Genomic DNA, 25,431 nt, shown 5'->3' with positions numbered 1-25,431 from the left:
TCAGTTCAAGGCCCACGCAGCGACCGGACTGGCGAGCAGGCTCAGTCCGGCCAGGGTCAATGCCAGGCGTGGGCGATAGGGCAACAGCAGAACCAGAGTCAGCGCGCTGAGCATCAACACCGCGCACCAGTCGACCAGACCAAAACTCCAGCCCTTCATGGAAACCGCCGCCCAGAGCGACAGCCCCAGCAACAGCCAGCCTGCGAGTTTCAGACCTTGCCGACGGCGGGCCGAAGGTTTGTGGCCCAGCAGCTCTTCGTGATGCCGAGGCATCGCCAGGCACAGCGCGGTGAAAGAGGAATAGCAGAGCAATAGCGCCAAGAGCATTCAGTTCGCCCCTTGCTCAAGGGTGATCGGCCGGGCCTTTTCGCGGGCTGGTTTTTTCACGCTGACGGCGCGTCCGGCGCGCTGCATTTTCCGGGCGGCCCAGGCGAGGAAGAGGCCGCTGCCCAGACACGTCAAGTCGAAACCGGCCAGGGCCCAGTCACCTTCGGGCACTGTCACACCGAGGTGATACGGGGAGGTCAAACCGTTAAGAAGCGGCACTGCGACAAACAGTGCGGCGCCCAGCGACAGCTGTTCGACCCAGGCCTTGCGCCCCGGCCGCAACATCGCGTGCACCACGCTCAAGCCCCAGGTGATAAAGAACGCGTTCACTTCCCAGTCGTCACGCCCGGCCAGACTGACCGGCAGCAGACGATTGGCCCAGAAGAACACGGCGACCGCCGCCACCAGCCCGGCCATGCTGGCAATGTTCAACACTTCAACCAGCCGCAATTCGAAAGGCATCACACCGGTCTTGGCATGTTTGAGCTGACGTTTGCCGAGCCAGATCACCAGTCCGGTGCCGATCATCGCCGTGCCCGCCAGACCGCAGATGAAATACAGCCAACGCAACACCGGCCCGGCAAAGTGGCCCATGTGCAAACCGTAAAAACTACCGGCAACCGCCATCGCGATTGGCTGATCAGGCGTGGTGCCGATGACTTGTCCGCTGACACCGCTGAAGATCAGGGCGCTACCGGAATCATTCACCACACGGTCGGAGCCCGCGCGGGACATCACCACCGCAGCGTTGGCATCACCCGGATTGTTCACGCTGATACGCCCGACGCGCCCGCCCGACCATTGCTCGCTGGCCGCCAGCAACAGGGGCGCCAGCTGTGCCAGCGTCGCCGGTTGATTGGCCCGTTCAGGAATGCTGGTTTCGGGAAATACCTCGTCGTAAAACGCCCGGACGTTGTTGCCGTACGAAGCCAGAATGCTCGCCGGCATCACCATCGACATGAAAATCACCAGGCTGCTGTAGGTGATCATCAGATGAAACGGCAGCACCAGCACGCCCACCGCGTTGTGCCCGTCGAGCCACGAACGCTGGCCCTTGCGCGGGCGGAAGGTGAAGAAGTCCTTGAAGATTTTCTTGTGGGTGATGATCCCGGTGATCAGCGCGACGAACATCACCATCGCGGCGATGGTCGAGAGCCAGCGGCCCCATGGATAAGGCATTTGCAGCTGGAAGTGGAAACGGTAGAAGAACTCGCCGCCCATGCTTTCCCGGGGCTGCACTTCAGCGCCGGTCTGCGCGTCGAGGGTCTTGCGGGTGAATGCGCCGCGTTCGCCGGGCTTGGCTGGCGTCTGCTGCCAGCCCACGCTCAGACCGGGATCGCGGGCGTCGGGCAGGCCAATGATCCAGCGCGAAGCGTCGGGGGCATTTTGTTGCAGATACTGCTGGGCCAGCGTCAGGCTTTTTTCGGCATTCAATGGGTGCGCGTGGATTTCCGGCTGCATCCAGTGAGTGGTTTCATCCTTGAAATAGGCCAGGGTTCCGGTCAGAAAAATCGCGAACAACAGCCAGCCGAAAACCAGCCCGGTCCACGTATGCAGCCAGGCCATCGCCTGCCGGAAACCCTCTTTCATGCGAGCCCCAGACCGCGCGCAGCGCCGGAAACGGTCGCCAGGATCACGCTCGGCACCAGCAGACCGACCCACGCCGACCACGCCGTGCGACAGGCGAAACACCAGAGCACCGCCACCAGATAGACCAGAAACGAAACGGTCATGCCGGTCACCACCGCCTCGGCGCGGTTCAGCGGCAGCCACAGGGTCAGCGTGACACTGGCCAAAGCCGCGACCAGATAGCCACCAAACACCGCCGCGAGCACCCGCGAAGTGACGGCCAGACGATAGGACATGGGAAGAGCGGCGAGTTTGGCTTTCATGTTTCGACCCTGAAACGGTTAACGCCCGGCCAACACGCCGAACGACAGGCGAGCAATATTAATGATAAATATTCTCATACGCAAAAGAGTCTGATTGCCGGGCATCACTGACAGCCCTACAATGCGAACCATTCTTGTTCTCTAACGCATCCCGCATGCGCCCGGAGTGATGCCGTTGTCGTCCGCCCATCCTGTCGAATCGCTGTATCAGGCCCACCACAGCTGGCTCACCGGCTGGCTGCGGCGCAAACTCGGCTGCCCGGACAGCGCCGCCGATCTGGCTCAGGACACCTTCATCCGGGTGCTGACCGCCCGCGAGCCGCCGGTGATCATCGAGCCGCGCGCATTCCTCACCACCCTGGCCAAGCGTGTGCTGTTCAATCATTACCGCCGCCAGGATCTGGAGCGCGCCTACCTCGACACCCTCGCGCAGATGCCGGAAATGGTCGCGCCTTCGGAAGAAGAAAAAGCCATCATCCTGCAAACCCTGATGGAGCTGGATCAGTTGCTCGACGGACTGCCGCGCGCCGTCAAACGCGCCTTTCTGCTAGCGCAGGTCGATGGCCTGACCTATCCGCAGATCGCCGCCGAACTGGGCATTTCCGTGGCGACGGTCAAACGACATCTGAATAAAGCGGCGATGCGCTGCTACTTCGCCCTGTGAATCCGCCGATGGATTTTTCCGCGCAGGTCGCCGAACAGGCGGTGCACTGGTTGCTGGAAATGCAGCAAGGCCCGTTGAACCCGCGCCAGCAACAAGCCTGGCAACAATGGATCGACGCTCACAGCGAACACCGCCGCGCGTGGGAGCATATTCAGCGGGTCAATTCACGGTTGCGTGGTTTGTCGTCGCCACTGGCTCACGCCGCGTTGAATGCGCCGAAGTCCGGCAGCCGTCGTCAGGCACTGAAGCTGTTGCTGATTCTCGGCGCCGGCTCAGCGGTCACCTGGGGGATGCGCGAGCACAATCCATTGCCGTCGTTGCTGGCCGATTACCGCAGTCCGGTTGGTCAACGCCGCAAGATCTCGCTTGGCGCCGGCGGCCAGTTGCAGCTCAACACCGCGAGTGCGGCGGATGTCCGGGGCGACGGCTTGATCCGTCTGCTCGAAGGCGAAATGCTGCTCACCGCCACTCAATCTTTCGAAGTGCAAACCGCGCAAGGCCTGCTGAAAACCCAGGGCGCTCGAATAAACGTGCGTCAGTTTGCCGACCGCACGCAGATCGCACTGTTTGAGGGCCGGGTCGAATTGAACGCACAAGGTCGCGCGCCGATGCTGCTGCCGGTCGCCCGACAACTGAGTTTCAGCACCACCTCCATCATTGACGCCAAACCACTGGACGCCAACAGCGGCGCCTGGGCCGACGGCATGCTGGTTGCCGCGCACATGCGCCTGGGCGACTTCCTCGACGAACTCGGTCGCTACCGTAGCGGGCAGCTCAATTGCGATGCGAAAGTCGCTGACTTGCTGATCTCCGGGACTTACCCACTGGACGACAGCGAGCGGATTCTCGATCTGCTGGAGATCAGCCTGCCGGTGAAAGTGAAGCGTTTTACTCGCTACTGGGTGACGGTCGAAGCCAGAGCCTGATCGCTCCCACGCTCTGCGTGGGAACTCAACCCGGTCGCTCCGCGCCCCTGTAAAAAATAAATGAGCCGTTTTTCAGATCTGGCGTGACAGAGAAGGAAAGCCCCCTTGATTCAACCTTCTCAGGACCGTCCTCCATGCACCCCACCCGCCTCACGCCGCTGGCCCGAACCCTGCGCAACCTTGTCCTCGGCGCCAGCCTGAGCTTCAGCGCCCTGCCCCTTGCGCAGGCTGCCGACACCAAGGCTTATCACATCGCCCCGTCGTCGCTGGAAAACGCCCTCAACCAGTTCGGCCGCGAAGCCGGTGTGCTGATTTCGTTCGGCTCGCAGGTTACCAGTGGTGTGCAAAGCCGTGGCCTCGAAGGCAGCTACACGGCGGAACAAGGTTTGAATGCGCTGCTCGAAGGCACCGGTCTGCAAGCCCGCGCCGAGGGCGGCAATGCCTTCAGCCTGCAACCGTCGAACGACAGCGCACTGGAGCTGGACACCTCGAAAGTGGTCGGCGACTGGCTGGGTGAGGCCGCACAGGTCAACGTCTTCGAACATCCCGGTGCCCGTGACGTGATCCGCCGCGAAGAATTCGAACGCCAGGGCGCGACCCAGGCTCGCGATGTGCTCAATCGCATTCCCGGCGTCAACGCCCCGGAAAACAACGGCACCGGCAGCCACGACATGGCGCTGAACTTCGGTATTCGCGGTCTCAATCCGCGCCTGGCCGCACGTTCGACCGTGTTGATGGACGGCATTCCGGTGCCGTTCGCGCCATACGGTCAGCCGCAGTTGTCGTTCGCGCCGATCAGCATGGGCAACATGGATGCGGTGGACGTGGTGCGCGGTGGCGGCGCCGTGCGTTACGGCCCGCAGAACGTCGGCGGCGTGGTGAACTTCGTGACCCGGGCGATTCCGGACGAGCCGACCGTGAAAGGCGGTTTCCAGACCGAAACCAGTCCATCGTCGAGCCACGACGGCTTCAAGACCAGCGCCAACCTGCTGGCCGGCGGCACCAATGCCAATGGTCTGGGCGGCGCGTTGCTGTATTCCGGCACTCGCGGTGGCGACTGGCGCGAACACAGCGACACGGAAATCGACGACCTGATCCTCAAGGGCAAATACCAGCTCGACGACGCCAACAGCTTCAACGCCATGGCGCAATATTACGAAGGCAAGGCCGACATGCCTGGCGGTCTGAATGTCGCCGATTACGATGCCGATCCGTATCAGTCGACCCGGCCGAAAGACCAGTTCTGGGGCCGCCGCACGATGTTCAATTTCGGCTATCGCTATCAGGAAGATCGCCGCGAGTTCACCGCCAACACCTTTTTCACCAAGACCCTGCGCAGCGGCTATCTGGATCAGGGCACCTTCCTCTCGCTGTCGCCGCGCGAATACTGGGTTCGCGGTCTGGAAACCCGCTTCGCCCAGGGCTTTGACCTTGGCGCCACCAGCCATGAAGTCGGCGTCGGCTATCGCTACATCAACGAGGCCGGCCACGAACTGCGCTATCGCACGCCGATCAGCAGCAACGAGTACCCGACCACCAACAGCCGCAATGACCGTGACACGCGCGGCGGCACCGAAGCCAATGCGCTCTTCGTCGATGACCGCATCGACATCGGCAAGTGGACGATCACTCCGGGCGTGCGCTACGAAATGATCGAGTCGCAACAGACCAACAACCTGACCAACGTCAAATACAAGGGCGACTACAACACCGCGCTGCCGGCGTTGAACGTGCTGTATCACCTGACCGACAGCTGGAACCTGTACGCCAACACCGAAGGCTCCTTCGGCAGCGTGCAATACAGCCAAATGCCCAACCGCGTCAGCAGCGGCGAAGTGAAACCGGAGAAGGCCCGCACCTGGGAAGTCGGCACCCGTTACGACAACGGTGCGCTGCGAGCGGAGATCGGCGCGTTCCTGATCAACTTCGACAACCAGTATGAAAGCAACCAGACCAATGATTCGGTGATCGCCCGTGGCGAAACCCGCCATCAGGGCATCGAGACCAGCGTCAACTACGCCCTCGACGACTTGAGCCCGGCGCTGGCCGGCTTCGACGTCTACGCCACTTACGCTTATGTTGACGCGACCATCCGCGAAGACGGGCCGAACAAGGGCAATCGTGTGCCGTTCTCGTCGAAACACAAGGGCACGATCGGCGTCGGTTACACCGAAGGGCCGTGGAAATTGAATCTGGACAGCAGCTTCCAGAGCGACCAGTTCGCCGACAACGCCAACACCTCGAAAGAAAGCGCCGACGGCAGCACCGGCAAGATCCCCGGCTACATGCTGTTCAGCAGCCGCGCCGGTTATGACTTCGGCCCGCAACTGTCGGACCTGAACGTCGCGGTGGGCGTGAAGAACATCTTCAACACCCAGTACTTCACCCGTTCGTTCGATGACAACAACAAGGGCAAGTATGTCGGTGAGCCGCGCACGGTGTACGTGCAGACCTCCGTAGCTTTCTGATCCCTGCTGAAAACAGAAAGGGCCTGCAATTGCAGGCCCTTTCTCATTGGGTGGCTTGGAAAATCAGCGCATCAACTGTTGATCGCTGCCTGCTCGTTCTCGTCAAACTCTTCCGCCAATAGCTTGTCATTGGCTTTGCTTGTGAATGGCACCACAGCGGCTCGCGGTTTGCCGCGCAGTTTGCCAAACAGGTGCTCCAGCGCGTGCTCCAGTTTTTCGGCTGCACCATCGATCGCCTGTTCCAGCGAATCGGCTTTGTGGGTGACGGAAATCGGTTGATGGCCTTTCGGCCGCGCTTCCAGTTGGCAGCGCAAGTCATGGGGACCCGGCTTTTCACCGTTCTCGTCGCTCAGATGGACTTCGACACGGGTCAGGTCTTCCTCATAACGGTCGAGCGTGCTCTCAATTGTGGTGCGTACCCACTCCTCCAGTCGTTTGCTGCTTTGAATATGGTTGTCGCTGTTGACTTGGATTTGCATAGTTCATCCCTTATTTCAGCTAGCTCGCAAGAGGCCTGGAACAGGATTTCGTGACCTCTTGATTACAACAATCGGCCCGCCGGACGAACATTTCAACCCCTTAAAAAAGATAAATATTCATACGCAAAAAAAGCCGGACAACCGAGTAAAGCGCTGGTAAGGTCGGGAGTTGGGTCGCCCCGCCACCCCGAAAAATCTGCTCACAATTGGCCATCACCCAACGGGTGCAGGCTGCGGAAAATCCCCGCTTCTTCCACCAGCCAGTCATGCACCGCCCGCACACCCGGATGGCTCAACGCCCCCGGCGCGTAGAGCAATACATAGCGCTTGTGATTGGGCACCGAAATCCCGAACGGCACGATCAACGTCCCCCGCTCCAGCTCGTCGTTGAGCAACGTGCGCCGGGCAATCGCCACGCCCATGCCAGCAATCGCCGCTTCGATGGTCAGGTGGTTGCGATTGAACGTGTGCCCACGCCGGACATCGGCACCCTCGAAACCGATGGCATTCAGATAAAACTCCCACTCCGCGTATTCATAACTGCCGCGCCAGGCGGTGATGTCGTGCAACAGCGGGAAATGCACCAGATCCGCCGGCCCGTGCAGCGGTGGCCGTCCACGCAGTAGTCCCGGCGCGCACACCGGGAAAATCTGCTCGTCGAGCAAGGCTGTGGATAACAATCCCGGATAACTGCCGTCGTTCAGGTCGATGGCCAAGTCGAAATCCCCTTCATGCAACGGCACGCTGCTGTCCTCGGCCACCAGCCGCAGCTGGATGTCCGGGTAACGCTGTTGCAGGCGCGGCAGGCGCGGGGTCAGCCACTTGCTGAGGAACGACGGAATCGATCGCACCCGCAGAATCCCGCTGATCATCCCCGCATCCAGGCGACGCAGTTCCGCGTCGATGCTGCCGTAAGCCTCGTTGACGGTGATCGCCAGTCGCTGTCCTTCCGCACTCAGCTCCACACCCCGCGCGCGACGGTGAAACAGGCGAAACCCCAGCCGCTCTTCCAGTTGTCGGATTTGCTGACTCACCGCTCCCGGCGTGATGTGCAGTTCTTCGGCACAACGGGTGAATGACAGGTGCCGCGCGGCACAGGAAAACACCTGCAGCCAGACGTAAGTCTGGGCATGCAATTGACGACTCATGGTTTAGTCCTGCTAAAGGCTTACTTAGGAAGTTTCGTTAGTCACGTCGAAGCGAGCTAGGCAGTATCGCCGACATTGCGCTTGCCCTACAAAAAATGGCAGCGATTCCTACTCCATTGCTTGTAAGGGTTTAGCATGGCTATCAGTGTTTTCGATCTATTCAAAGTCGGCATCGGCCCGTCCAGTTCCCATACCGTCGGCCCGATGCGCGCCGCCGCGACCTTCGCCCAGGCCCTGATCGACCAGCATTTGCTGAACGATGTGCAGCGGGTAGAAATCCGTTTGTACGGCTCGCTTTCGGCCACCGGCGTGGGCCATGCCACTGACCGTGCGACGGTCATGGGCTTGATGGGCGAATGGCCGGACAGCATCGATCCGTCGACCATCGAGCCACGCATCCAGCAACTGCACGAGACCGGCCAACTGTCCTTGGCCGGTGAACGTTCGATTGCCTTCAACTGGCAGCACGATCTCCTGCTGCTGGACGAGAGCCTGCCCTACCACCCCAACGCCATGTCGCTGACAGCCTTCGGTGCATCCGGCCAACTGTTCGAGCAAACGTACTACTCCGTCGGCGGCGGTTTCATCATCGAAGCGGCCGAAGCCGAATCCGGCCTAGCGCCGGCCGGCGACGTCGAGTTGCATTACGAATTCTCCAGCGCCGTCGAACTGCTGGCGCTGTGCAAGCAGCACAACCTGCGGGTTTCCGAACTGATGATGGCCAACGAACGGGCCTGGCGCAGCGACGCCGAGATCCGCAAGGGCCTGCTGCACATCTGGTCGGTGATGCGCGAATGCGTCGAGCAAGGCCTGCGTCACGAAGGCATCCTGCCTGGCGGTCTGAATGTTCCGCGTCGTGCGGCGAAATTGCACCGCAGCCTGCTGGAAATCGGCAAGCCGAACGTCATCAGTTCGACCCTGTCGGCGATGGAATGGGTCAACCTGTTCGCCCTCGCCGTCAACGAAGAAAACGCCGCCGGCGGGCGCATGGTGACCGCGCCGACCAACGGTGCCGCCGGGATCATTCCGGCCGTCCTGCACTACTACATGAAATTCAATCCGGACGCGTCCGACGATGACGTTGTCGCGTTCTTCCTGGGTGCGGCAGCGGTCGGCATCCTGTGCAAGAAAAACGCATCGATCTCCGGTGCCGAAGTCGGCTGCCAGGGCGAAGTCGGTTCGGCCTGTGCGATGGCTGCTGCGGGTCTGGCCGATGTGCTGGGTGCCACCCCGGAGCAACTGGAAAACGCCGCCGAAATCGGCTTGGAACACAACCTCGGCCTGACCTGCGACCCGGTCGGCGGGCTCGTGCAGGTGCCGTGCATCGAGCGCAACGCCATCGCCGCCGTGAAGGCAATCAACGCCACGCAAATGGCCCTGCGCGGCGACGGCAAACACTTCATTTCCCTGGACCGGGTGATCCGCACCATGCGCGATACCGGCGCCGACATGCATGACAAATACAAAGAGACTTCACGGGGCGGCCTGGCCGTGAGCTGGGTGGAGTGCTGAGGAGCGCTCCCTGACCGCCCGTAACACGTGAGCCCGAGCAAGAATAATAACGAGGCAAAAACGATGACCGATGTACGCACACCTGCTGCCGAAAATCCCGCTGTAGACCGCACACGCAATAACGAAATCGCCCACAAGGGCTGGAGCAAATTCGACACCACCTGGATGCTCGGCCTGTATGGCACCGCCATCGGCGCCGGCACTTTGTTCCTGCCGATCAACGCCGGTGTCGGCGGCTTCTGGCCGTTGCTGATCCTGGCGTTGCTGGCGTTCCCGATGACCTTCTTCGCGCACCGGGGCCTGACCCGTTTCGTGCTGTCGGGCCGTTCCGGTGACATCACCGAAGTGGTGGAAGAACACTTCGGCATCGGCGCCGGCAAGCTGATCACGCTGCTGTATTTCTTCGCGATCTTCCCGATCCTGCTGGTTTACAGCGTGGCGCTGACCAACACCCTCAGCAGCTTCCTCGAACACCAGCTGCACATCGCCCCGCCGCCACGTGCGGTGCTGTCGCTGGCGCTGATCCTCGGCTTGATGGCCATCGTCCGCTGTGGTCAGAGCGTGATCGTCAAAGCCATGAGCGTGCTGGTGTATCCGTTCGTCGCCGCGCTGCTGTTGCTCGGCATCAGCCTGATTCCGAACTGGAACGGCGCATTCTTCGCCAGTGCTCAAGAACCGATGGAAATGTCGGTGTTCCTCAAGACCCTGTGGCTGGCGATCCCGGTGATGGTGTTCTCGTTCAACCATTCGCCGATCATTTCCGCCTTCGCGGTTGAGCAGAAACAGCGCTATGGCGAGCAGGCCGAACGCAAGAGCAGCGGCATCCTCGCCATGGCCCATGGAATGATGGTGGTGACGGTGATGTTCTTCTGCTTCAGCTGCGTGCTGGCGCTGTCGCCGGCAGATCTGGCAGCGGCGAAGGCGCAGAACATTTCGATCCTGTCGTACCTCGCCAACCACTTCCAGACCCCGGTCATCGCTTACGCCGCGCCGCTGATTGCGCTGGTGGCGATCACCAAATCCTTCCTCGGCCACTACATCGGCGCCAGCGAAGGCTTTCAGGGCATGATCGTCAAAAGCCTGCGCAGCCGTGGCCGAGTGATGTCGGCGAGCTGGCTGAACCGTGCGACCGCGCTGTTCATGATCCTCAGCTGCTGGGCCGTGGCGACCTTCAACCCGAGCATCCTCGGCATGATCGAAACCCTCGGCGGGCCGGTGATTGCCTGTCTTTTGTTCCTGATGCCAATGTACGCGATCCGCCGGGTGCCAGCCTTGCGCCAGTATTCAGGCCAAGTGTCGAACGTGTTCGTGGTACTGATCGGCCTGATTGCACTGTCAGCGATCATCTACTCGGTTCTGCCCTGAAACGGGCCGCAAACGAAGAAGGCGAGCCATGGGCTCGCCTTCTTTTTGGCCGGATTCATTGTTCGACAATATTCCCGGCATGTCCCTTGCTACATCGCTGAAGGAGACAGGACCACGGAAAGGCCGATGGTCAGGTTTGGCGAACCAACCCGATCAAGGCCGGTCAACAACTGCACGTTCAATCAGGCGGTGACGCATCATGGACAATCCTTTTCAGATCATTACCGATGCCTTCGCGCCGGACTATCAGATCAACCTGAGCATTCAGGGGCTCGACGGCAGCATCATGCTGACCCTCTCCAATGGCGGCCGGATCGTCGCCAAACGGATGATCAGCGCCGAACAGCGCAACGATCCCAAGCGCCTGAAGCGCCTGGTTCAGAGCATTCAATTTGGCATCGCCATCGAGCAGGGCCACAGCGCCATGGCGATCCTCGACGCCATGACCCGCGGCGACGGAATCACTCCGCCACCGCGTCAGGCCAAACATCAGCCACGGCCAACTGCCGGCCTTTAAAGTTCGCCCTTCTCCACTTCAGGATGTTCACTGGAACCCGTGCCGATCTTGCGGTGCGGGTTCTCGATTTTCACCGAAGGGAATTGCGACGAGGCGTAACGCACCACCAGGATCGAGAACGCCAGCAGCAGAATCCCGCCGCACAGGTAGATGATGCCCATGTCCGGTGGATTGTGGTGCGAGACGTTGGAGATCAGCAGGCGCGTCAGTGCCGTGATCGCCACGTAGATCAGGAAGCGTACCGGCATGTGGTTGGTCTTGAAATAAATCCCGACCATCGCCCCCAGTTCCAGATAGATGAACAGCAACAGAATGTCATCGATCTTGATGTGCCCTTCCTCGAGCATCCCGAGAAATTCCATCACCGCCGCCCACGCGGTCACCGCACCAATGGCGAACAGCGCCAGGTAGTGGAAGGTCTCGACGAACAGGTTGCCCAGGGACTCGGCCAGTTGATGCACGTTTTGCCGCAGTTTCTCGGCCCAGTTGATTTTCACGATGAAGGTTCCTTAGCCCGGTTCGAGCGGATGTTGCTTGCTGGACGTGACGGTTATTGCGCACGTACGCAGATGCATGCAGAAAAGAGGCCACGCCATCATGGCGAGTCGCCGCGAAACCCGCGCCGTGGCGTTTGGTCGCACCGGTGCGTAACCGTCAGGCTGACAAAATCCGAATCCGGTCTACATTGAAAAGCCACTACCCAAAGCGCAGGGATTCGCTTATCCTTTTCGCTGTATATAGATACAGTAGTCGCAAAGACAACTTAATGTGAAGGCATGTGAGGTGGTGAATGGCCGTCGAAGTGGTATACCGCAGCAGCCGAGATCTGGAGCGCTTGTTCATGGATAAAGCCGAAGCTGACCGTCATGACAAAATGCTCGAACTGGCCGAACTGTTGGCCGAGGTGCTGGAAAAAGCCGTTCCTTCGTTGAGCGAGCAGCAAGTGGAAGAAGTCGGGATCTTCATGGCGAAGAACCGCGATGTGTTCGCCCGGGCGTTCAAGAGCCAGCCTGACGCATTGTCGGAGCTGATCAACGCACCAGCGGCACCGGTTGTGGCAACCGAGCCAGCAGACTTGGCTGAACCGGTAGAAGCGCCAGCCAAACCTGCCAAAGCGGCGAAGGCTGCAAAGTAAGCGACACTTGAATTGAAGTCTCTGAATTGAATAGTCCCTGAGTTGAAAGACTCAGGGGCTTTTTCATGCCCGGACAAACTTCAGCGGTACAACACCTTCTCCGCCAGCTCATCCGCCACCCGCGCGGGTGATCGTTTTTCCGCCTGTGCGTGGGCGAAGACTTCTGTCAGGCGCGAACTGATCTTCGACAGGTGCGCAGTGATGGTCGTCAGTTCTTCGCCCCGATGCTTGAGGGAAACGTAGATCAGCCCGCCGGCATTGATCACGTAATCCGGCGCATACAGGATGCCGCGCCGTTCCAGTTGATCGGCGACGTCCAGGTGCGTCAGCTGATTGTTGGCCGAGCCCGCCACCGCCGAGCAGCGCAACTGGGTGACCGTGTGGCTGTTGAGCACACCGCCCAAACCGCACGGCGCGAGAATGTCGCACGGCGTGCTGAGCAATGCGTCGTTGGCGATCGGATGGGCGTTGAGTTGTTCCATCGCCAGTTGCACCTTGCCGTGGTCGATGTCGCTGACCAGCAGTTCGGCGCCGGCGGCGTGCAACTGTTCGGCCAAGGCATAACCAACATTGCCCAACCCCTGAATCGCCACGCGCAAGCCTTCGAGATTGTCGCTGCCCAGCCGCGCCATGGCCGTGGCGCGAATTCCGGTGAACACGCCCATCGCCGCATGCGGCGCCGGGTCGCCGGCGGAGGTGGTGCTGGTGACATGCTGGGTCTGCTGGGCGATGCAATCCATGTCCGCCACCGAAGTGCCGCTGTCGATGGCAGTGATGTAGCGCCCGTCGAGCTGATCGATGCAACGGCCGAAGGCTTCGAACAGCGCGCCACGATTTTCCACATGGGCCGGCCGCACGATCACGGCGACACCGCCGCCTTGGGCGAGGCCGGCCAGCGCGGCCTTGTAGCTCATGCCCTGGGCCAGGCGTATGGCGTCCTCGACTGCGGATTCGTCGTTCGGGTAGGCAAGATAACGACACCCGCCCAGGGCTGGCCCCAGGCGACTGTTATGGATGGCAATGACCGCCTTCAATCCGGACACCGGATCAACGCTAAGGTGCAGCGATTCCAGGCGAGTGCTTTGCATGAGAGCGAACATCGGCAGGCTCCCGAATCACTTCTGGTAGACGCCAGTATAGGCTTGCGCCTGAAAATTGCTGAAGCGCGCCGGAATAAGCGCCGCCACCGATCGGAGGGTTGTGGCATAACCCGGTGGCAGAGCGGCCCGGTACTGGACGAATGACAAAGACGGGGCTAAAACGAGGCATGCCCCGGAGATTTAGATGAGTCCGCGCCAACGTTTCTTCGATTGTCTGCACCGTTCACCGCCCGCGCTGTTCGAAGCCGCGTTGTGGATGGCCGCCGAACACGACAAACAAGCCGATCCCGAAGCGCTGTTGCAGGAATTCAAGGAACTGCAGCAGCGGGTCAGCTATGGCTTGCCGTTGCTGCCGGTCAGCGAGCTGGCGCAACCGCTGCTGCGGCGCATGACCGATCTGGGGTTTGCCCAGGATGATTTCGTACCGCTGCGCCCGCAGGCCGCGATGGTGCACAAAGTCATGCAGACCAAACGCGGTCAGCCGCTGGCGCTGGCACTGATCGCTCTGGAACTGGCCCGTGGCCTGGAGATTCCACTGGTGGGCGTGAACTTCCCCGGGCATTTCCTGCTGAAGGTTCCCGGGGCCGATCACCTGCTCGATCCGTGCGGCGGACGGCGTCTGTATCCGAACGATTGCCGCGAACTGCTGCATCGCCAGTACGGCCATCAGATGAAACTCAACGCCGACCATCTGCTGACTGCCGAACCGGTGCAGATGCTTCAGCGTCTGTCACGCAACCTGCGCCAGCTGCACCTGACCCACGACGACTTCATCGCGGCGCTGATCGATGCCGAGCGCGTGCTCGAACTGGGCAACGCCAGCGCCGCCGACTATCTGGCCCGGGCCAGTCTGTACCAGCGCCTCGATTGCCCGAACGCCGAGCGTTTCGACCTGGAGCACGCGCTACTGCTCAGTGACGACCCGATTCAGCGACTTCGCCTGACGGAACGGTTGGGGCATCTGCCGCCGAACTCGGTTGTCCACTGATCCCTTGTGGGAGCGAGCTTGCTCGCGAATCAGGCGACACGGTCGATCAGTCAAACCGCGTTATCGTTCTTCGCGAGCAAGCTCGCTCCCACAGGATTTTGCGCAAGCTGCGAAGGCGAACGCACCTGAATGATCAGCAACGCCGCAATCACCGCCGGAATCGCGCAGAAGAAGAAAATCTGCTCCACCGGAATGTGCATCGCCAGCAACAGGCTGCCGAACAGCGGCCCGAGAATCGAGCCGAACCGCCCTACTCCCAATGCCCAGCCGGTGCCGGTGGCGCGCACGTGGGCCGGATAGAAATTGCTGGCGAACGCATTGAGCGTCAGTTGCCCGCCGATGATGCAGAACCCCGCCGCAAACACACAGGCCACCAGATAGCGCGGGTTGTCGTGATTCAGGCCCAGCAGGATCGTGCATACCGCAGCACCAGCCAGCACGCCGGACAACAGTCGCACCTTGCTTTTCAACCGATCAGCGAACCACGCCATACAGATCGCCCCCAGCGTGCCGGCGAACAGGAACATCGACGTCACCAGGTTCGCTTCATTGAGTTTCAGGCCACTTTCCAGCAGCAGCGACGGCAGCCAGCTGATCATGAAATACAGCAGGATCAGGCTGACGAAAAACGTCGCCCAGATCAGCAAAGTCGGACGTGCGTAACCGTTGCGGAACAACTCCACCACGGTCAGTTTGCTGCCCTGCTCGCGCTCGTTCTGCTCGACCGATGCGGGCGGTGGCTGCCAGTCCGGCAGCATCCGCGCGGTGACTTTGCGCAGGCGTGCATAGGGCGGCGCGTCACGCAGCAGGCGTGGCAAGGATTCCGGAAGCATCCACCAGAGAAACGGAAACAGCAGCAACGGCGTGACACCGCCAGCGAGGAACACCGCTTGCCAGCCGAACCGATCGATAAAGCCGGCCGCCACAAAACCACCCGCCGCACCGCCGAACGAGAAGCCGCAGGCCGCCAGCGTCACCATCAGCGTGCGCAGGCGTGGCGGTGAATATTCCGACATCAACGCCATGGCACTGGGCATCGCGCCGCCCATGCCGATGCCGCAGATGAAGCGCGCGATCATCAGGGTATTCAGGGTATCGGCGAACACCATCAGCACGGTGAGGCTGGCGTAGATCAGCACGCAGGCGAGCAGAATCCGCCGTACGCCGAAACGGTCGGCCAGCGGCGTCACAGCGAGCGAGCCCAGCGTCAGCCCGAGCAGGTTGGCGCTGAACACCGGGCCGAACGCCGATTTCTCCAGGCCCCAGTCCTGCGCCAGCGCCGGCACCACGTATCCGAGCACCTGGGCGTCATAGCCGTCGGTGACCAGCAGCAAGGCGAGAAGAATCAGGAGCAACCACTGAAAGCGGGACACAGGACGGGCGTCGAGTGCCGCCCGAAAGCTGGCAATCTGGTTGTGCATCGCAAGGTACCTGTTTTGTTTTTATGATTTTTTGCGGGTAACCGGAACGGCTCCCGTGCGCTGCACGGAAGCCATCAAATGCTATTTCGGAGTGTCCGGCTGATTCGCCGGATGCGCCGCAATGAACGCCGGATGTTCAGCAGCCAACGCAGCCACCCGACGAATCCGTGGAAACGCCTCCAGCGAAACGTTGAACCGCTGGGCCGCGTACAACTGTGGAATCAGGTACACGTCCGCCACACACGGCCACTCGCCGAAACAGAAACCGCTGTCGCCGATCAACTGCTCCACCGTCGCCAGCCCCTGACTGATCCAGTGACCGATCCACTCGTTGACCTGCGGCTCGTCATGCCCCAACCCGCGCAAGCGATTGAGCACGCTGACGTTGTGCAACGGATGCACGTCGCAGCCGATCACCGCCGCCACGCCGCGCACCTGTGCACGGGCAACGAGGTCTTCGGGCAGCAACGGCACCTGTGGATAACGTTCCTCCAGGTACTCGATGATCGCCGGCGACTGAATCAGTAACTTGCCTTCGTCCGTACGCAGCGCCGGCACCCGGCCCTGAGGATTGATCGCCAGATACGCCGGTTGCCGATGCTCGCCGCCGGGCGGTGCGATCAGGTTGACCGGCAGCGCCTGATAGTCGAGACCCTTGAGTGCCAGCGCGATCCGCACCCGGTACGACGAGGTGGAGCGGTAATAGGTATAGAGATCCATGAGCCGCTCCTGTCAGCGCGCCGCCAGCACGGTGCCACGGCATTCGCCGAAGCCGATCGAGGCAAAACCTTCGCGGGCGCAGCGGGCGCGCAGGATGATTTCGTCGCCGTCTTCAAGGAATTTGCGCACTTCGCCGGACGCCAGTTCGATCGGCTTTTTGCCACCCTCGGTGATTTCCAGCAGGCTGCCGAACTGGCCGTTTTCAGGGCCGGACAAGGTGCCCGAACCGAACAGGTCACCGGCCTGCAACTGGCAGCCGTTGACGCTGTGGTGCGCAACCATTTGCGCAACGGTCCAGTACATGTAGCGGGTGTTGCTCAGGGTCAGACGATGGGCCGGCAGGTTCTGCTCGCGCATTTTCTCGGTGAGCAGCAGCACTTCGAGCTCGATGTCGAAACCACCGCCATCCTGATCCCGCTTGTCGAGCAGGTACGGCAGCGGCTGCGGATCACCTTGCGGACGCGCCGGTTGCGCAGTGCGGAATGGCGCCAGCGCTTCGGCAGTCACCACCCATGGCGAAACACTGGTGATGAAGCTCTTGGACAGGAACGGACCGAGCGGCTGGTATTCCCAGGCCTGGATGTCACGGGCCGACCAGTCGTTGAGCAGGCAGAAACCGGCGATGTGTTCAGCGGCGTCACCGATGGCGATCGGCTCTCCCATCTCGTTGCCCTGACCGATCCAGATCCCCAGTTCCAGCTCATAGTCCAGCCGTGCGCACGGGCCGAAGGTCGGCTCGGTCGCACCGGCTGGCAAGGTCTGGCCTTTCGGGCGGCGCACGTCGGTGCCGGAGGCGCGCACGGTGGAGGCACGACCGTGGTAGCCGATCGGCACGTGTTTGTAGTTCGGCAGCAGCGGGTTGTCCGGGCGGAACAGTTTGCCAACGTTCTGCGCGTGCTCGATGCCGACGTAGAAGTCGGTGTAATCGCTGATGCGCGCCGGCAGGTGCAGCTGGCAATCGGCGGCCAGTGGCAGCAGTTTCGCGCCTTGGGCTTCGATGTTGCCGCGGTGAGTACTGCCTTCGCTGAACAGTTCCAGCAGACGTTCACGCAAGGCAACGCGGGCGTCGCGGCCGAGTTCGAAGAACGCGTTCAACTGACCGCCGCGCATGGCTTCGACCGCACCGCGCGCAACGCCGTCGAACAGCCCGGCCTCCAGCGCCACTTGCAGATCGAAGATGTGCTCGCCAATCGCCACGCCTGCGCGTGGTGCCGAGCCTTCGACGCTGAACACGCCCAGTGGCAGGTTCTGCAGCGGGAATTCGGTGTGGCCGTTGGCCGAAGCGACCCAACTGCGGGTGATGGAATTCTGAGTCATGGATTATCTCCGGGTCGGGTCGAACGTGGCGGGCAGCGTGGCCCAGCAGGCGTCGTAAGTGGATTGCAGTTGCGGGCAGTCGAGGGCAAAGCGGCTTGGGCGCAGCACCTGGCTGGTCTCGAACATGAAGGCCATGGTGTTGTCGATCTTCGCCGGTTTGAGGTCCGCGTTGATGGCTTTGGTGCAGGTCTCGCCGTCCGGGCCGTGGGCGCTCATGCAGCTGTGCAGCGATGCACCGCCGGGCACGAAACCTTCAGCCTTGGCGTCGTATTCGCCCTGGATCAGGCCCATGAATTCGTTCATCAGGTTGCGGTGGAACCACGGCGGACGGAAGGTGTTCTCCGCCACCATCCAGCGCGGCGGGAAGATCACGAAGTCGAGGTTGGCCAGACCGTGGACGCTGGTCGGCGAGGTCAGCACGGTGAAGATCGACGGATCCGGGTGATCGAAACTGACGGTGCCGATGGTATTGAAGCGGCGCAGGTCATATTTGTACGGCACGTTGTTGCCGTGCCAGGCGACCACGTTCAGCGGCGAGTGATTGAGTTCGGTGCCCCACAACTGGCCGAGGAATTTCTGCACCAGGGTGGTCGGTTGTTGAAGGTTTTCGTAGGCGGCGACCGGGGTCAGGAAGTCCCGCGGATTGGCCAGACCGTTGCTGCCGATCGGCCCCAGATCCGGCAGACGCAATGGCGCGCCATGGTTCTCGGCGACGTAACCGCGCGCTTGCGGATCGAGCAGTTCGACACGGAATTTCAAACCCCGTGGCAACACGGCGATTTCCAGCGGCGCCACTTCCAGCACACCCAGTTCGGTGGCGATGCGCAGGCGCCCGAGTTGCGGCACCAACAGCAGCTCGCCGTCGGCGTTGAAGAAAACGCGCTCCATCGAACGGTTGGCGCAGTAGTGATAGATGCTGATGCCGGCCGGTTTTTCGGCGGCGGAGTTGGCCGCCATGCTCACCAGACCATCGATGAAATCGGTCGGTTCGGCCGGGATCTCCAGCGGGTTCCAGCGCAGGCGATTGGGGGTCACTTCACCCAACGGGCCGCCCGCCAGTTGCCGCTCCAGTTTGGCGAATGCCGGGTGATTGGCCGACGGCTGGATCCGGTACATCCACGTACGCCGCGCTTCACTGCGGGTCATGGTGAACGCGGTGCCGGAGAACAGTTCGGTGTACAGACCGTAAGGGGCTTTCTGCGGGGAGTTCTGGCCAACGGGCAGTGCGCCGGGCAGTGCTTCGGAGCTGAATTCGTTACCGAAACCGGACTGGTAAGCCAAGGCTGAATCGAGGTTCATGGAGCCTCCTGAACAGGGAGTCGGCATGGCCGGACGCTCTGGATCAGAGGTCTTGGCACGCCGGGGTTATTTTTATCGTAATTCAATTACGCATAACGTAATTTGCTCGCTATCCAGCGTCAAGCTATAAAGACGCCCATTCGTTCCGGGACACGGCAGCACCATGGAAAAAACCAGCGACAGCAACGGCAAACAGAAAGTCCGCTCCGCCGAAGTCGGCACCGACATCCTCAAGGCCCTGGCCGAGTTGTCGCCGTCCACTTCGCTGTCGCGTCTGGCCGAACATGTGCAGATGCCGGCGAGCAAGGTTCACCGTTATCTGCAGGCCTTGATCGCCAGCGGTTTTGCCGAACAGAACACCGCCACCAATCACTACGGTCTCGGCCGTGAAGCGCTGCGCGTGGGCCTGGCCGCTCTCAACAGTATGGACGTGCTGAAAGTCGCCGCCCTGCCGCTGGCCGAACTGCGCGACGAACTCAACGAAACCTGTTTCCTCGCGGTGTGGGGCAATCAGGGCGCAACCGTGGTGCACATCGAACCTGCGGTGCGCGCAGTGACGGTGGTGACGCAACTGGGTTCGGTATTGCCGCTGCTCAGTTCCTCCACCGGTCTGGTCTTCGGCGCGTACCTGCCGCATCGGGAAACCGACGAATTGCGCGAACAGGAAATCGCCGTCGGCGGCCATCCGCTGGCAGACGAAAAAGCCTATGCGGCGTTGTGCGAACAGATCCGCGAACGCGGTCTGCATCATGTTCACGGCTTGCTGATGCCCGGCGTCGATGCCTTGTCGGCACCGGTGTTCAACGCCCTCGGGCAGGTCGCGGCGGTGTTGACCATCGTCGGCCCGACCTCGCTGTTCCACGCCGACGAAAACGGCCCGGCGGCGCAGCGGTTATTGGCTGCGACGCGGGCCGTGAGTTGGCGGATGGGGTTTGACGCCCGCTAGTCAGATCACTTCAATCGGTTACACCAACAGAGTCTGGCTATCACTGGCCGACTCTTCCTTCAGTATCTCTTCGAGCAGCTCCTGAAAACGCTCGTAGCCAAGGGTCTGGCCCGTAGCCGAAGCGACCAGGCCGACGACGGTGTTGGCGTCACCCAGAAGCTGGATCAGGGTTTTCTGAGCCTTGGTCGCTTCTTTCCCTCCGGGAACCAGAGAGGCCAGGTCCAGCAACGCATCCTTGAAATGATTGAACGCTGTAGCCCGATCTCCGTACTTGTAAGCCTGGGCGCCCTCGAGAACATTCCTGGTGATCTGCACCGCCGAAAGCGCCAGCCCCACCGGTGGAATAACCATGCTGACCACCGTTGCAGCCAGAACTGCCGTGTCATAAACCAGTTTCCCGATGATTTCACCAAGGCTGGTCGTTTGTGCGTCCACATCGGAAATAATGCGTTCTACACGGGCGTTGTAACTCGCCCGCAACGACTGCACACGGCTGTTCATCTCAAGCACAGGCGGACTTTCGGAGATGTTCTTGAACTCGATGTTATTAACGAAAGTCCCGATGATCGGCTGCTCGATGTATTTGACCCGTTCATAGAAATACTGGCCGAGAGCGTTTTCCTTGATCGACGCAAAGAGCTGATTCATCGGGCGGTAATGGATACCATCGGGTGCGTTGGGCGTGTAGAGAATCTCGGTGATTTTTCCGCCCTCTACCAATCTGAAAACGTAGACGCCTTCAATCAGGCAACGCTTCAAATGCAGTTTGAACACCGCACTGTATTGCACGTTGGTTACGGTTTCTCCATAAGGAGGAAACGATGGATCCGAGGCCTTGTCCAGCCCTGCGATCAAACGATTCAACTGTTCAGCCAACCCAGGGGACATCTCGCCGGAAAACTGGCTGGACAATACCGCCCGGTACATCTCGGCTTGCTGCGCTCTGAAATGTATTTCCCGCTTAAGCTCATAGTCAGGATGTTTAGTGTTCAGATAAACCGAACGCAACATGGCAATGTACTTCTCCCCCGGGCGCAATGTCCGGGACCAGCTTGCCAATTGACGAATATCAAGATTGTGCAGCGTTGGATGACCTGCACTCACGCGAAAGCGCGGATAAATACCTGGCAGCTTGCCCTCCACTTCACGCACAGTGAACGGCGTCTCTTTGATAATGATCCGCGACAACGAAATTTCTTCACCCTGCTCCAGCTCGACAATAATCTCATCCGGATTGACTACGACGATTTCCCCGGATGCTTTCAGCAGGTCTTCTATTTTATTTTTTATGAGATCACGGCAAAAAGTCTCATAGGGAACGATGCCGGCTTCGCGAGCGTTGACGGTATAGAGGGCTTTCAACTCAGTGTTCAATCGAGCGTAACGCTGACGAAGATCGGCAGACGAGTTTCGATAGCCAACCGGCTGGACAAGACTCTCCTGGGCCAGGTCCCAGGACACTTGATAGAAAACCGCCTCTGCAAGAATCCCTTCGGGTGCCTCGGGCCACTCGTAGAAGTTTGCGCCTTTCCAGGCACTCGGAAGTTGCTGAAGCTGTTTCGCATACTTCGTCAATGCGCCCCTCTCTTGAGGATGCGCCTGGGACGTCAGATAGCTCACGCCCTCGTCAGTCCTGACCCAGCCGGCCACCTGAAACTCGAGCTCGCGAATATTGGGGAACGCGTACCAGTCCCGCCCGCCAGGCGAGCCCGGGGCGTACAAGGCGCAGAAGCCGTAGGGGTTGCTCTTTTGTCGGAAAGCGATCAGGTCCCGGAAACCATAACGGTACCCCGTCAATACGAACGCCGATGCCGAAATGCTGCGATCACCCTGCAGGAAGCGCTCGACCATCTGCATGCTCGACTGATTGAGGTGTCCCTGCAAAGTCGCCGAGAACGCGCTGAACGCGATGCGGGCTCCCAAGGCTCCCAACAATGCGATTTGCACGCCGTAATCATCAAAGGACTTTCGAAGCGATTCGAAGTAATCCGATCGGATATCGACCCCGGACAACCAGTTTTCCACGCGTGCTTGAGTCAAGCCTGAAGGAATCTGACCTTCGAACTTCATTTCAGACCGGTTGTTCTGATCATGCAGACCGAACAATGCCAGCTCCAGTAACGAACGCTTATCCTCTTGAACCAGCGTGCGACCAGCCATTTGAATGCTGAAGCGGGAAACGACGCTGATACTTTCCGGATCAATTCGAGCACCCAATGCGCTGTTCGTCCATTCCTGAACACGTGCGGATGCATAGGTCTTCAAGGATGCCGACTTGCCCAGCAGTTGCCTGAGCTCCGCTTCCTGGCCAGCCATTTGCTGCATCAGGTATTCATACTTCTGTTGATTGTACGAGCTGGTGCCAGCGAGCCATTGCGGACGAAAGCCGAGGGTATCTTTTAAATCGTTCATTGCGAGTTCCTTGCAGCATCAACAACTAAATGACACAACGCCATTTATTCAATGCAACAAAGCTAACGCTCAACAACCCCGACTAAAACAAGCGACCCGTTACTTCACATTTTGAATATTTAATAATTATCTCCGAGAAGAAACCGAACAAATAAATCATTGTCCCGCTGTAACGCCGCTATACATCCAGACCCAGTATCTTTGCACTGGCCACTGCTTGCGTTCTGCGCTCGACACCCAACTTTCCATGTATACGCCTGGCATGAGTCTTTACCGTATGTAAGGAAATAAACAGCTGATCTGCAATCTGTTGATTGGAATACCCTTTGGCAATCAGTCTCAAAACTTCCAGTTCTCGCTGACTGAGCAATGCGCCACCGCTCGAACTGACTGCACAAGGTGTCTCGGCAACCCCGTCAATCAGCTCGGGACGGCGCATTTTCAGTTCATGCAGTGCCTGATGCAGACCATGCAGGCTGGCCATTTCACAACCCGCCTGCAAATGAGATCTGGCCAACAATTCGTCACCCAGCGCGAACGCGACCTCGGCCAATGCCAGGTGGAGGTCGGTTTCCAGAGAAAGCATTCTGCAGTGCCGGGCAGTTTCCAGAAGCTGCTGGAGGCGCACGATCGGGTTGCGAGCCTTGTGTAATTCAACCTCGGCCAGGATCAGCAAGTACTCGACACGCGGAATCAGCTCCAGCGTCGCAGGTGGAGCCTGCAATGCACCGGGTCCCTGATAGTGTCGCAGCAGGCGGGTCATCGCCTCGCAAACCAGTTCGTTACGTCCTTGCTGCAGCCAGAAAAGGCTGCTGGCCTGCAACAAGGCACCGCGATAGACCGTGTCCGGAATCTGCCGCAGTTGCATCAGCCGCTCGGCATCACGCAGGCACACGAAAGCCTGTTCGTAGTCCGCCTGGTTGGCGGCCAATTGCGCCAGTCCGATGAAGCCATACAGCACGCGCTTGTCATGATTGCGTTTGCAGTCCTCCAGGCCGGCCTGGAAAAACCCTGCGGCGCGGGCGTCCAACCCCTGACTCAAAGCCAGCCGCCCTCGGCGTAACGCGATTCTTCCCATCAACGGTGTCGGCCGGTTCGATTGCTTGCCAAGCAAATCATGGACATTGGCCAGGAGGCTTTCAGCCCGGGACGCTGTGCCGCGCTGCTCCAGCAATTGCGCATGATCGAGCTCAAGCAGTGCCTCGAACACCAGCGAACCTTGCGCGCGTGCCAGACACAGCGCCTGGCGGTTACAGGCGTGCGCTACGTCGAGTTCGCCCCTTAAAAGTGCTTGCTGGGTCAAACCGGACAAACACATTGCCCGAGCGATCCAGCTGTCCGCATCCAGTACTTCCAATGCTTGAGAGAAGTGCACTTGGGCAGCCCCCATCCGCCCCTCGAGATGCGCGAGCCAACCGCTCAACGCCTGCCAGCGTGCAATCAGCTGACACTCACCCTGTGCAGAGGATTGCGGCAGGAAACACGAAAGACGCGCAATACATTGCGCCGCCTGTTCAAAGCGACCGGCAAACAGCAACGCCGCCGTCATCAGTCCGACCAGCTGTGGCGAACTCATTGTCAGCTCACCGCCGCGGATTTCATGCAGCCGTAACAACAGCACCACCGTTTGCTCTTCGAACAGATGCTCGAAGCTGAAGTGCTGCAACAGACTGATGGCCGCCTCATGTTCTTCGGCCAGGAGAGCCTGTTCAAAAGCCGAGCGCCAGTCATTCGCGGCAGCGAACCACTGGCATGCCCGACGATGCCAGGAACGCCCCGATGGCCACTGCTCTTCGCGAATGACGTGCGACAGTGACGGGCAAACCTGCAGCCAGTCGGCCGAATCGTTCCAGGGCTCGATAAAGCAGCCGAGTACTTGCAGCGTGCGCAAGTACTGGGCGCCCTCTCCGGCACCGAACAGGTGTTCACAGAGCTCGGCATTGAACCGCGGCAAATGCGCCAGCACACGCCAGGCCTCGGCGAGTTCCGGGCTAAGACCACTGAAGAGTTCGTGTTGCAGGTAGTCCAGCAAGGTGTCCATGCGTTGCTGCGGCAAGGTCTTTTGCGACCAGTCGCATTTTTGCATCAACAGCATCCGCACCCCGGCGCACCAGCCGCCGCTGCGCTGGAAGATGCGCCCCGCCACGCTGTCGGCCTGGGCGGGAGGCAAGTGTCGCAACGCTTGTGCGATTTCGTCCCGGGTCAGCGCCAACGCCGCCCCTTCACATTCGTACAGGGCATCATCCAGCAACAAGCGGGGCCAGTTGCAGGACGGGCGACGCCGCGTGCCGATCCACCACGTCAGGGTCGGACTGCTGACCGCCAGCATCCGGTCGAGAAAGGCATCCAGCGCTGGCTCCGGATATCGGCAGTAGTCATCAATCAGCACCCAGGTTGTCGAAGTACGCCGCGCCAGTTCATACAGCAGTGATGTCTCGTCTGCGCCTGTCAGTCCCATGGTGAGCGCGAGCCGTTCGCAAAATTCGCCAACACTCAAGGACGAGCCCGCCAGCGGCAACCAACACAGCGTGCAATTGACGGGCGCCTGAAGCAGGCATTCGGTGAGCAGCGCGGTCTTGCCGCTGCCGGCCGGTGCGCAGACCAGTTTGACCCGCGCCGCAGACTCGAGCAGAGCACCGCAAAGACGCGGACGCGCAAGGTGATGGGAAGACAGTCTCGGGAGAAAACCCGCTCGATCCGGAGCGTGGGTCATGGCGGTCATCGGGTACGCCTTTTTATCGTTGTACGCTCACCCTAGCCCTCTCCCCGGCGCTTGTTGACGAGTATTCAGTACG

Annotated in this window: 21 protein-coding genes and 1 pseudogene; 9 read left to right on the top strand and 13 right to left on the bottom strand. The window is 60.5% G+C overall.

Annotation, left to right across the window (positions count from 1 at the left end; genetic code table 11):
* From AC0R79_RS05885 to AC0R79_RS05875, 3 genes are read right to left on the bottom strand one after another with little or no spacing between them, the layout of a single operon-like run.
* Positions 1-327, bottom strand: a complete 327-nt coding sequence (locus AC0R79_RS05885; RefSeq protein ID WP_433899064.1) for a DUF3325 domain-containing protein — start codon at positions 325-327, stop codon at positions 1-3.
* A complete protein-coding gene (locus AC0R79_RS05880; protein WP_474733648.1) occupies positions 328-1,917 on the bottom strand; it encodes a PepSY-associated TM helix domain-containing protein in 1,590 nt (529 codons plus the stop codon). It abuts the gene before it with no gap.
* Positions 1,914-2,219, bottom strand: a complete 306-nt coding sequence (locus AC0R79_RS05875; RefSeq protein WP_007957267.1) for a DUF3649 domain-containing protein — start codon at positions 2,217-2,219, stop codon at positions 1,914-1,916. The genes AC0R79_RS05880 and AC0R79_RS05875 overlap by 4 nt, the downstream gene beginning before the upstream one ends.
* Before the next feature lie 175 nt (positions 2,220-2,394).
* Between AC0R79_RS05875 and AC0R79_RS05870 the strand changes: the two genes are divergently transcribed.
* The 3 genes from AC0R79_RS05870 (at position 2,395) to fecA (ending at position 6,277) form a co-directional block, all read left to right on the top strand.
* Positions 2,395-2,883 (top strand): sigma-70 family RNA polymerase sigma factor, encoded by a 489-nt coding sequence (locus AC0R79_RS05870; protein ID WP_007957265.1) that lies wholly within the window; start codon positions 2,395-2,397, stop codon positions 2,881-2,883.
* Positions 2,880-3,809 carry a DUF4880 domain-containing protein gene (locus tag AC0R79_RS05865; RefSeq protein ID WP_375745524.1) on the top strand — a complete coding sequence of 310 codons (930 nt, stop codon included), beginning with the start codon at positions 2,880-2,882 and terminating at the stop codon, positions 3,807-3,809. Before AC0R79_RS05870 ends, AC0R79_RS05865 begins: the two co-directional genes overlap by 4 nt.
* A gap of 134 nt (positions 3,810-3,943) precedes the next feature.
* A complete protein-coding gene (gene fecA, locus AC0R79_RS05860) occupies positions 3,944-6,277 on the top strand; it encodes a TonB-dependent Fe(3+) dicitrate receptor FecA (RefSeq protein WP_375745522.1) in 2,334 nt (777 codons plus the stop codon).
* Positions 6,278-6,348: 71 nt separating this feature from the next.
* Here fecA and AC0R79_RS05855 read toward each other — a convergent pair whose 3' ends face one another.
* Both AC0R79_RS05855 and AC0R79_RS05850 read right to left on the bottom strand, forming a co-directional pair.
* Positions 6,349-6,756, bottom strand: coding sequence for an HPF/RaiA family ribosome-associated protein (locus AC0R79_RS05855; RefSeq protein ID WP_007957262.1), 408 nt, complete (start codon positions 6,754-6,756; stop codon positions 6,349-6,351).
* A 200-nt stretch (positions 6,757-6,956) separates the two neighbouring features.
* Positions 6,957-7,904, bottom strand: coding sequence for a LysR substrate-binding domain-containing protein (locus AC0R79_RS05850; protein WP_011332523.1), 948 nt, complete (start codon positions 7,902-7,904; stop codon positions 6,957-6,959).
* 135 nt (positions 7,905-8,039) lie between these two features.
* Between AC0R79_RS05850 and AC0R79_RS05845 the strand changes: the two genes are divergently transcribed.
* The 3 genes from AC0R79_RS05845 to AC0R79_RS05835 all read left to right on the top strand — a co-directional run bounded on the left by AC0R79_RS05845 (position 8,040) and on the right by AC0R79_RS05835 (position 11,298).
* Positions 8,040-9,416 carry an L-serine ammonia-lyase gene (locus AC0R79_RS05845; RefSeq protein ID WP_474733646.1) on the top strand — a complete coding sequence of 459 codons (1,377 nt, stop codon included), beginning with the start codon at positions 8,040-8,042 and terminating at the stop codon, positions 9,414-9,416.
* A 63-nt stretch (positions 9,417-9,479) separates the two neighbouring features.
* The gene (locus tag AC0R79_RS05840; RefSeq protein WP_127796959.1) at positions 9,480-10,781 is read left to right on the top strand and encodes an HAAAP family serine/threonine permease; all 1,302 of its coding nucleotides are present in this window, start codon (positions 9,480-9,482) and stop codon (positions 10,779-10,781) included.
* A gap of 199 nt (positions 10,782-10,980) precedes the next feature.
* Positions 10,981-11,298 carry a DUF3509 domain-containing protein gene (locus tag AC0R79_RS05835; protein WP_474733644.1) on the top strand — a complete coding sequence of 106 codons (318 nt, stop codon included), beginning with the start codon at positions 10,981-10,983 and terminating at the stop codon, positions 11,296-11,298.
* On the opposite strand, the gene AC0R79_RS05830 is transcribed toward AC0R79_RS05835, so the two are convergent.
* The gene (locus AC0R79_RS05830; RefSeq protein ID WP_007957255.1) at positions 11,295-11,795 is read right to left on the bottom strand and encodes a phosphate-starvation-inducible protein PsiE; all 501 of its coding nucleotides are present in this window, start codon (positions 11,793-11,795) and stop codon (positions 11,295-11,297) included. The two genes, AC0R79_RS05835 and AC0R79_RS05830, sit on opposite strands and share 4 nt — an antisense overlap.
* Before the next feature lie 293 nt (positions 11,796-12,088).
* Here AC0R79_RS05830 and AC0R79_RS05825 point away from each other — a divergent pair.
* Positions 12,089-12,346: pseudogene (locus AC0R79_RS05825) on the top strand (YebG family protein); the annotation flags it as partial.
* 167 nt (positions 12,347-12,513) lie between these two features.
* Here AC0R79_RS05825 and AC0R79_RS05820 read toward each other — a convergent pair.
* Complete coding sequence (locus tag AC0R79_RS05820) at positions 12,514-13,533, bottom strand: Glu/Leu/Phe/Val dehydrogenase family protein (protein ID WP_085608113.1); 1,020 nt, start codon at positions 13,531-13,533, stop codon at positions 12,514-12,516.
* A gap of 184 nt (positions 13,534-13,717) precedes the next feature.
* On the opposite strand from AC0R79_RS05820, the gene AC0R79_RS05815 reads away from it, so the two are divergent.
* The gene (locus AC0R79_RS05815; RefSeq protein WP_007957252.1) at positions 13,718-14,521 is read left to right on the top strand and encodes a SirB1 family protein; all 804 of its coding nucleotides are present in this window, start codon (positions 13,718-13,720) and stop codon (positions 14,519-14,521) included.
* 50 nt (positions 14,522-14,571) lie between these two features.
* Here AC0R79_RS05815 and AC0R79_RS05810 read toward each other — a convergent pair whose 3' ends face one another.
* The 4 genes from AC0R79_RS05810 to hmgA all read right to left on the bottom strand — a co-directional run bounded on the left by AC0R79_RS05810 (position 14,572) and on the right by hmgA (position 19,278).
* Positions 14,572-15,942, bottom strand: a complete 1,371-nt coding sequence (locus AC0R79_RS05810; protein ID WP_474733641.1) for an MFS transporter — start codon at positions 15,940-15,942, stop codon at positions 14,572-14,574.
* Between the two features lie 81 nt (positions 15,943-16,023).
* Positions 16,024-16,662: a maleylacetoacetate isomerase gene (maiA, locus tag AC0R79_RS05805; RefSeq protein WP_474733640.1), complete on the bottom strand. Its 639-nt coding sequence runs from the start codon at positions 16,660-16,662 to the stop codon at positions 16,024-16,026.
* A gap of 12 nt (positions 16,663-16,674) precedes the next feature.
* Positions 16,675-17,979, bottom strand: coding sequence for a fumarylacetoacetase (fahA, locus tag AC0R79_RS05800; RefSeq protein ID WP_127796954.1), 1,305 nt, complete (start codon positions 17,977-17,979; stop codon positions 16,675-16,677).
* Between the two features lie 3 nt (positions 17,980-17,982).
* Positions 17,983-19,278, bottom strand: coding sequence for a homogentisate 1,2-dioxygenase (hmgA, locus tag AC0R79_RS05795; protein ID WP_474733638.1), 1,296 nt, complete (start codon positions 19,276-19,278; stop codon positions 17,983-17,985).
* 163 nt (positions 19,279-19,441) lie between these two features.
* Between hmgA and AC0R79_RS05790 the strand changes: the two genes are divergently transcribed.
* Positions 19,442-20,224: an IclR family transcriptional regulator gene (locus tag AC0R79_RS05790; RefSeq protein ID WP_474733636.1), complete on the top strand. Its 783-nt coding sequence runs from the start codon at positions 19,442-19,444 to the stop codon at positions 20,222-20,224.
* Between the two features lie 18 nt (positions 20,225-20,242).
* Here the strand turns inward: AC0R79_RS05790 and AC0R79_RS05785 are convergent, their stop codons facing one another.
* Positions 20,243-22,636, bottom strand: a complete 2,394-nt coding sequence (locus tag AC0R79_RS05785; protein ID WP_474733634.1) for a dermonecrotic toxin domain-containing protein — start codon at positions 22,634-22,636, stop codon at positions 20,243-20,245.
* 178 nt (positions 22,637-22,814) lie between these two features.
* Positions 22,815-25,358 carry a LuxR C-terminal-related transcriptional regulator gene (locus AC0R79_RS05780; RefSeq protein WP_474733631.1) on the bottom strand — a complete coding sequence of 848 codons (2,544 nt, stop codon included), beginning with the start codon at positions 25,356-25,358 and terminating at the stop codon, positions 22,815-22,817.
* Between the last annotated feature and the right edge of the window lie 73 nt (positions 25,359-25,431).

The sequence above is a fragment of the Pseudomonas sp. HD57-3 genome (assembly GCF_056113135.1).
The sequence above is the reverse complement of the archived record's forward strand: the minus strand, read 5'-3'. Positions and strand labels throughout refer to the sequence as shown.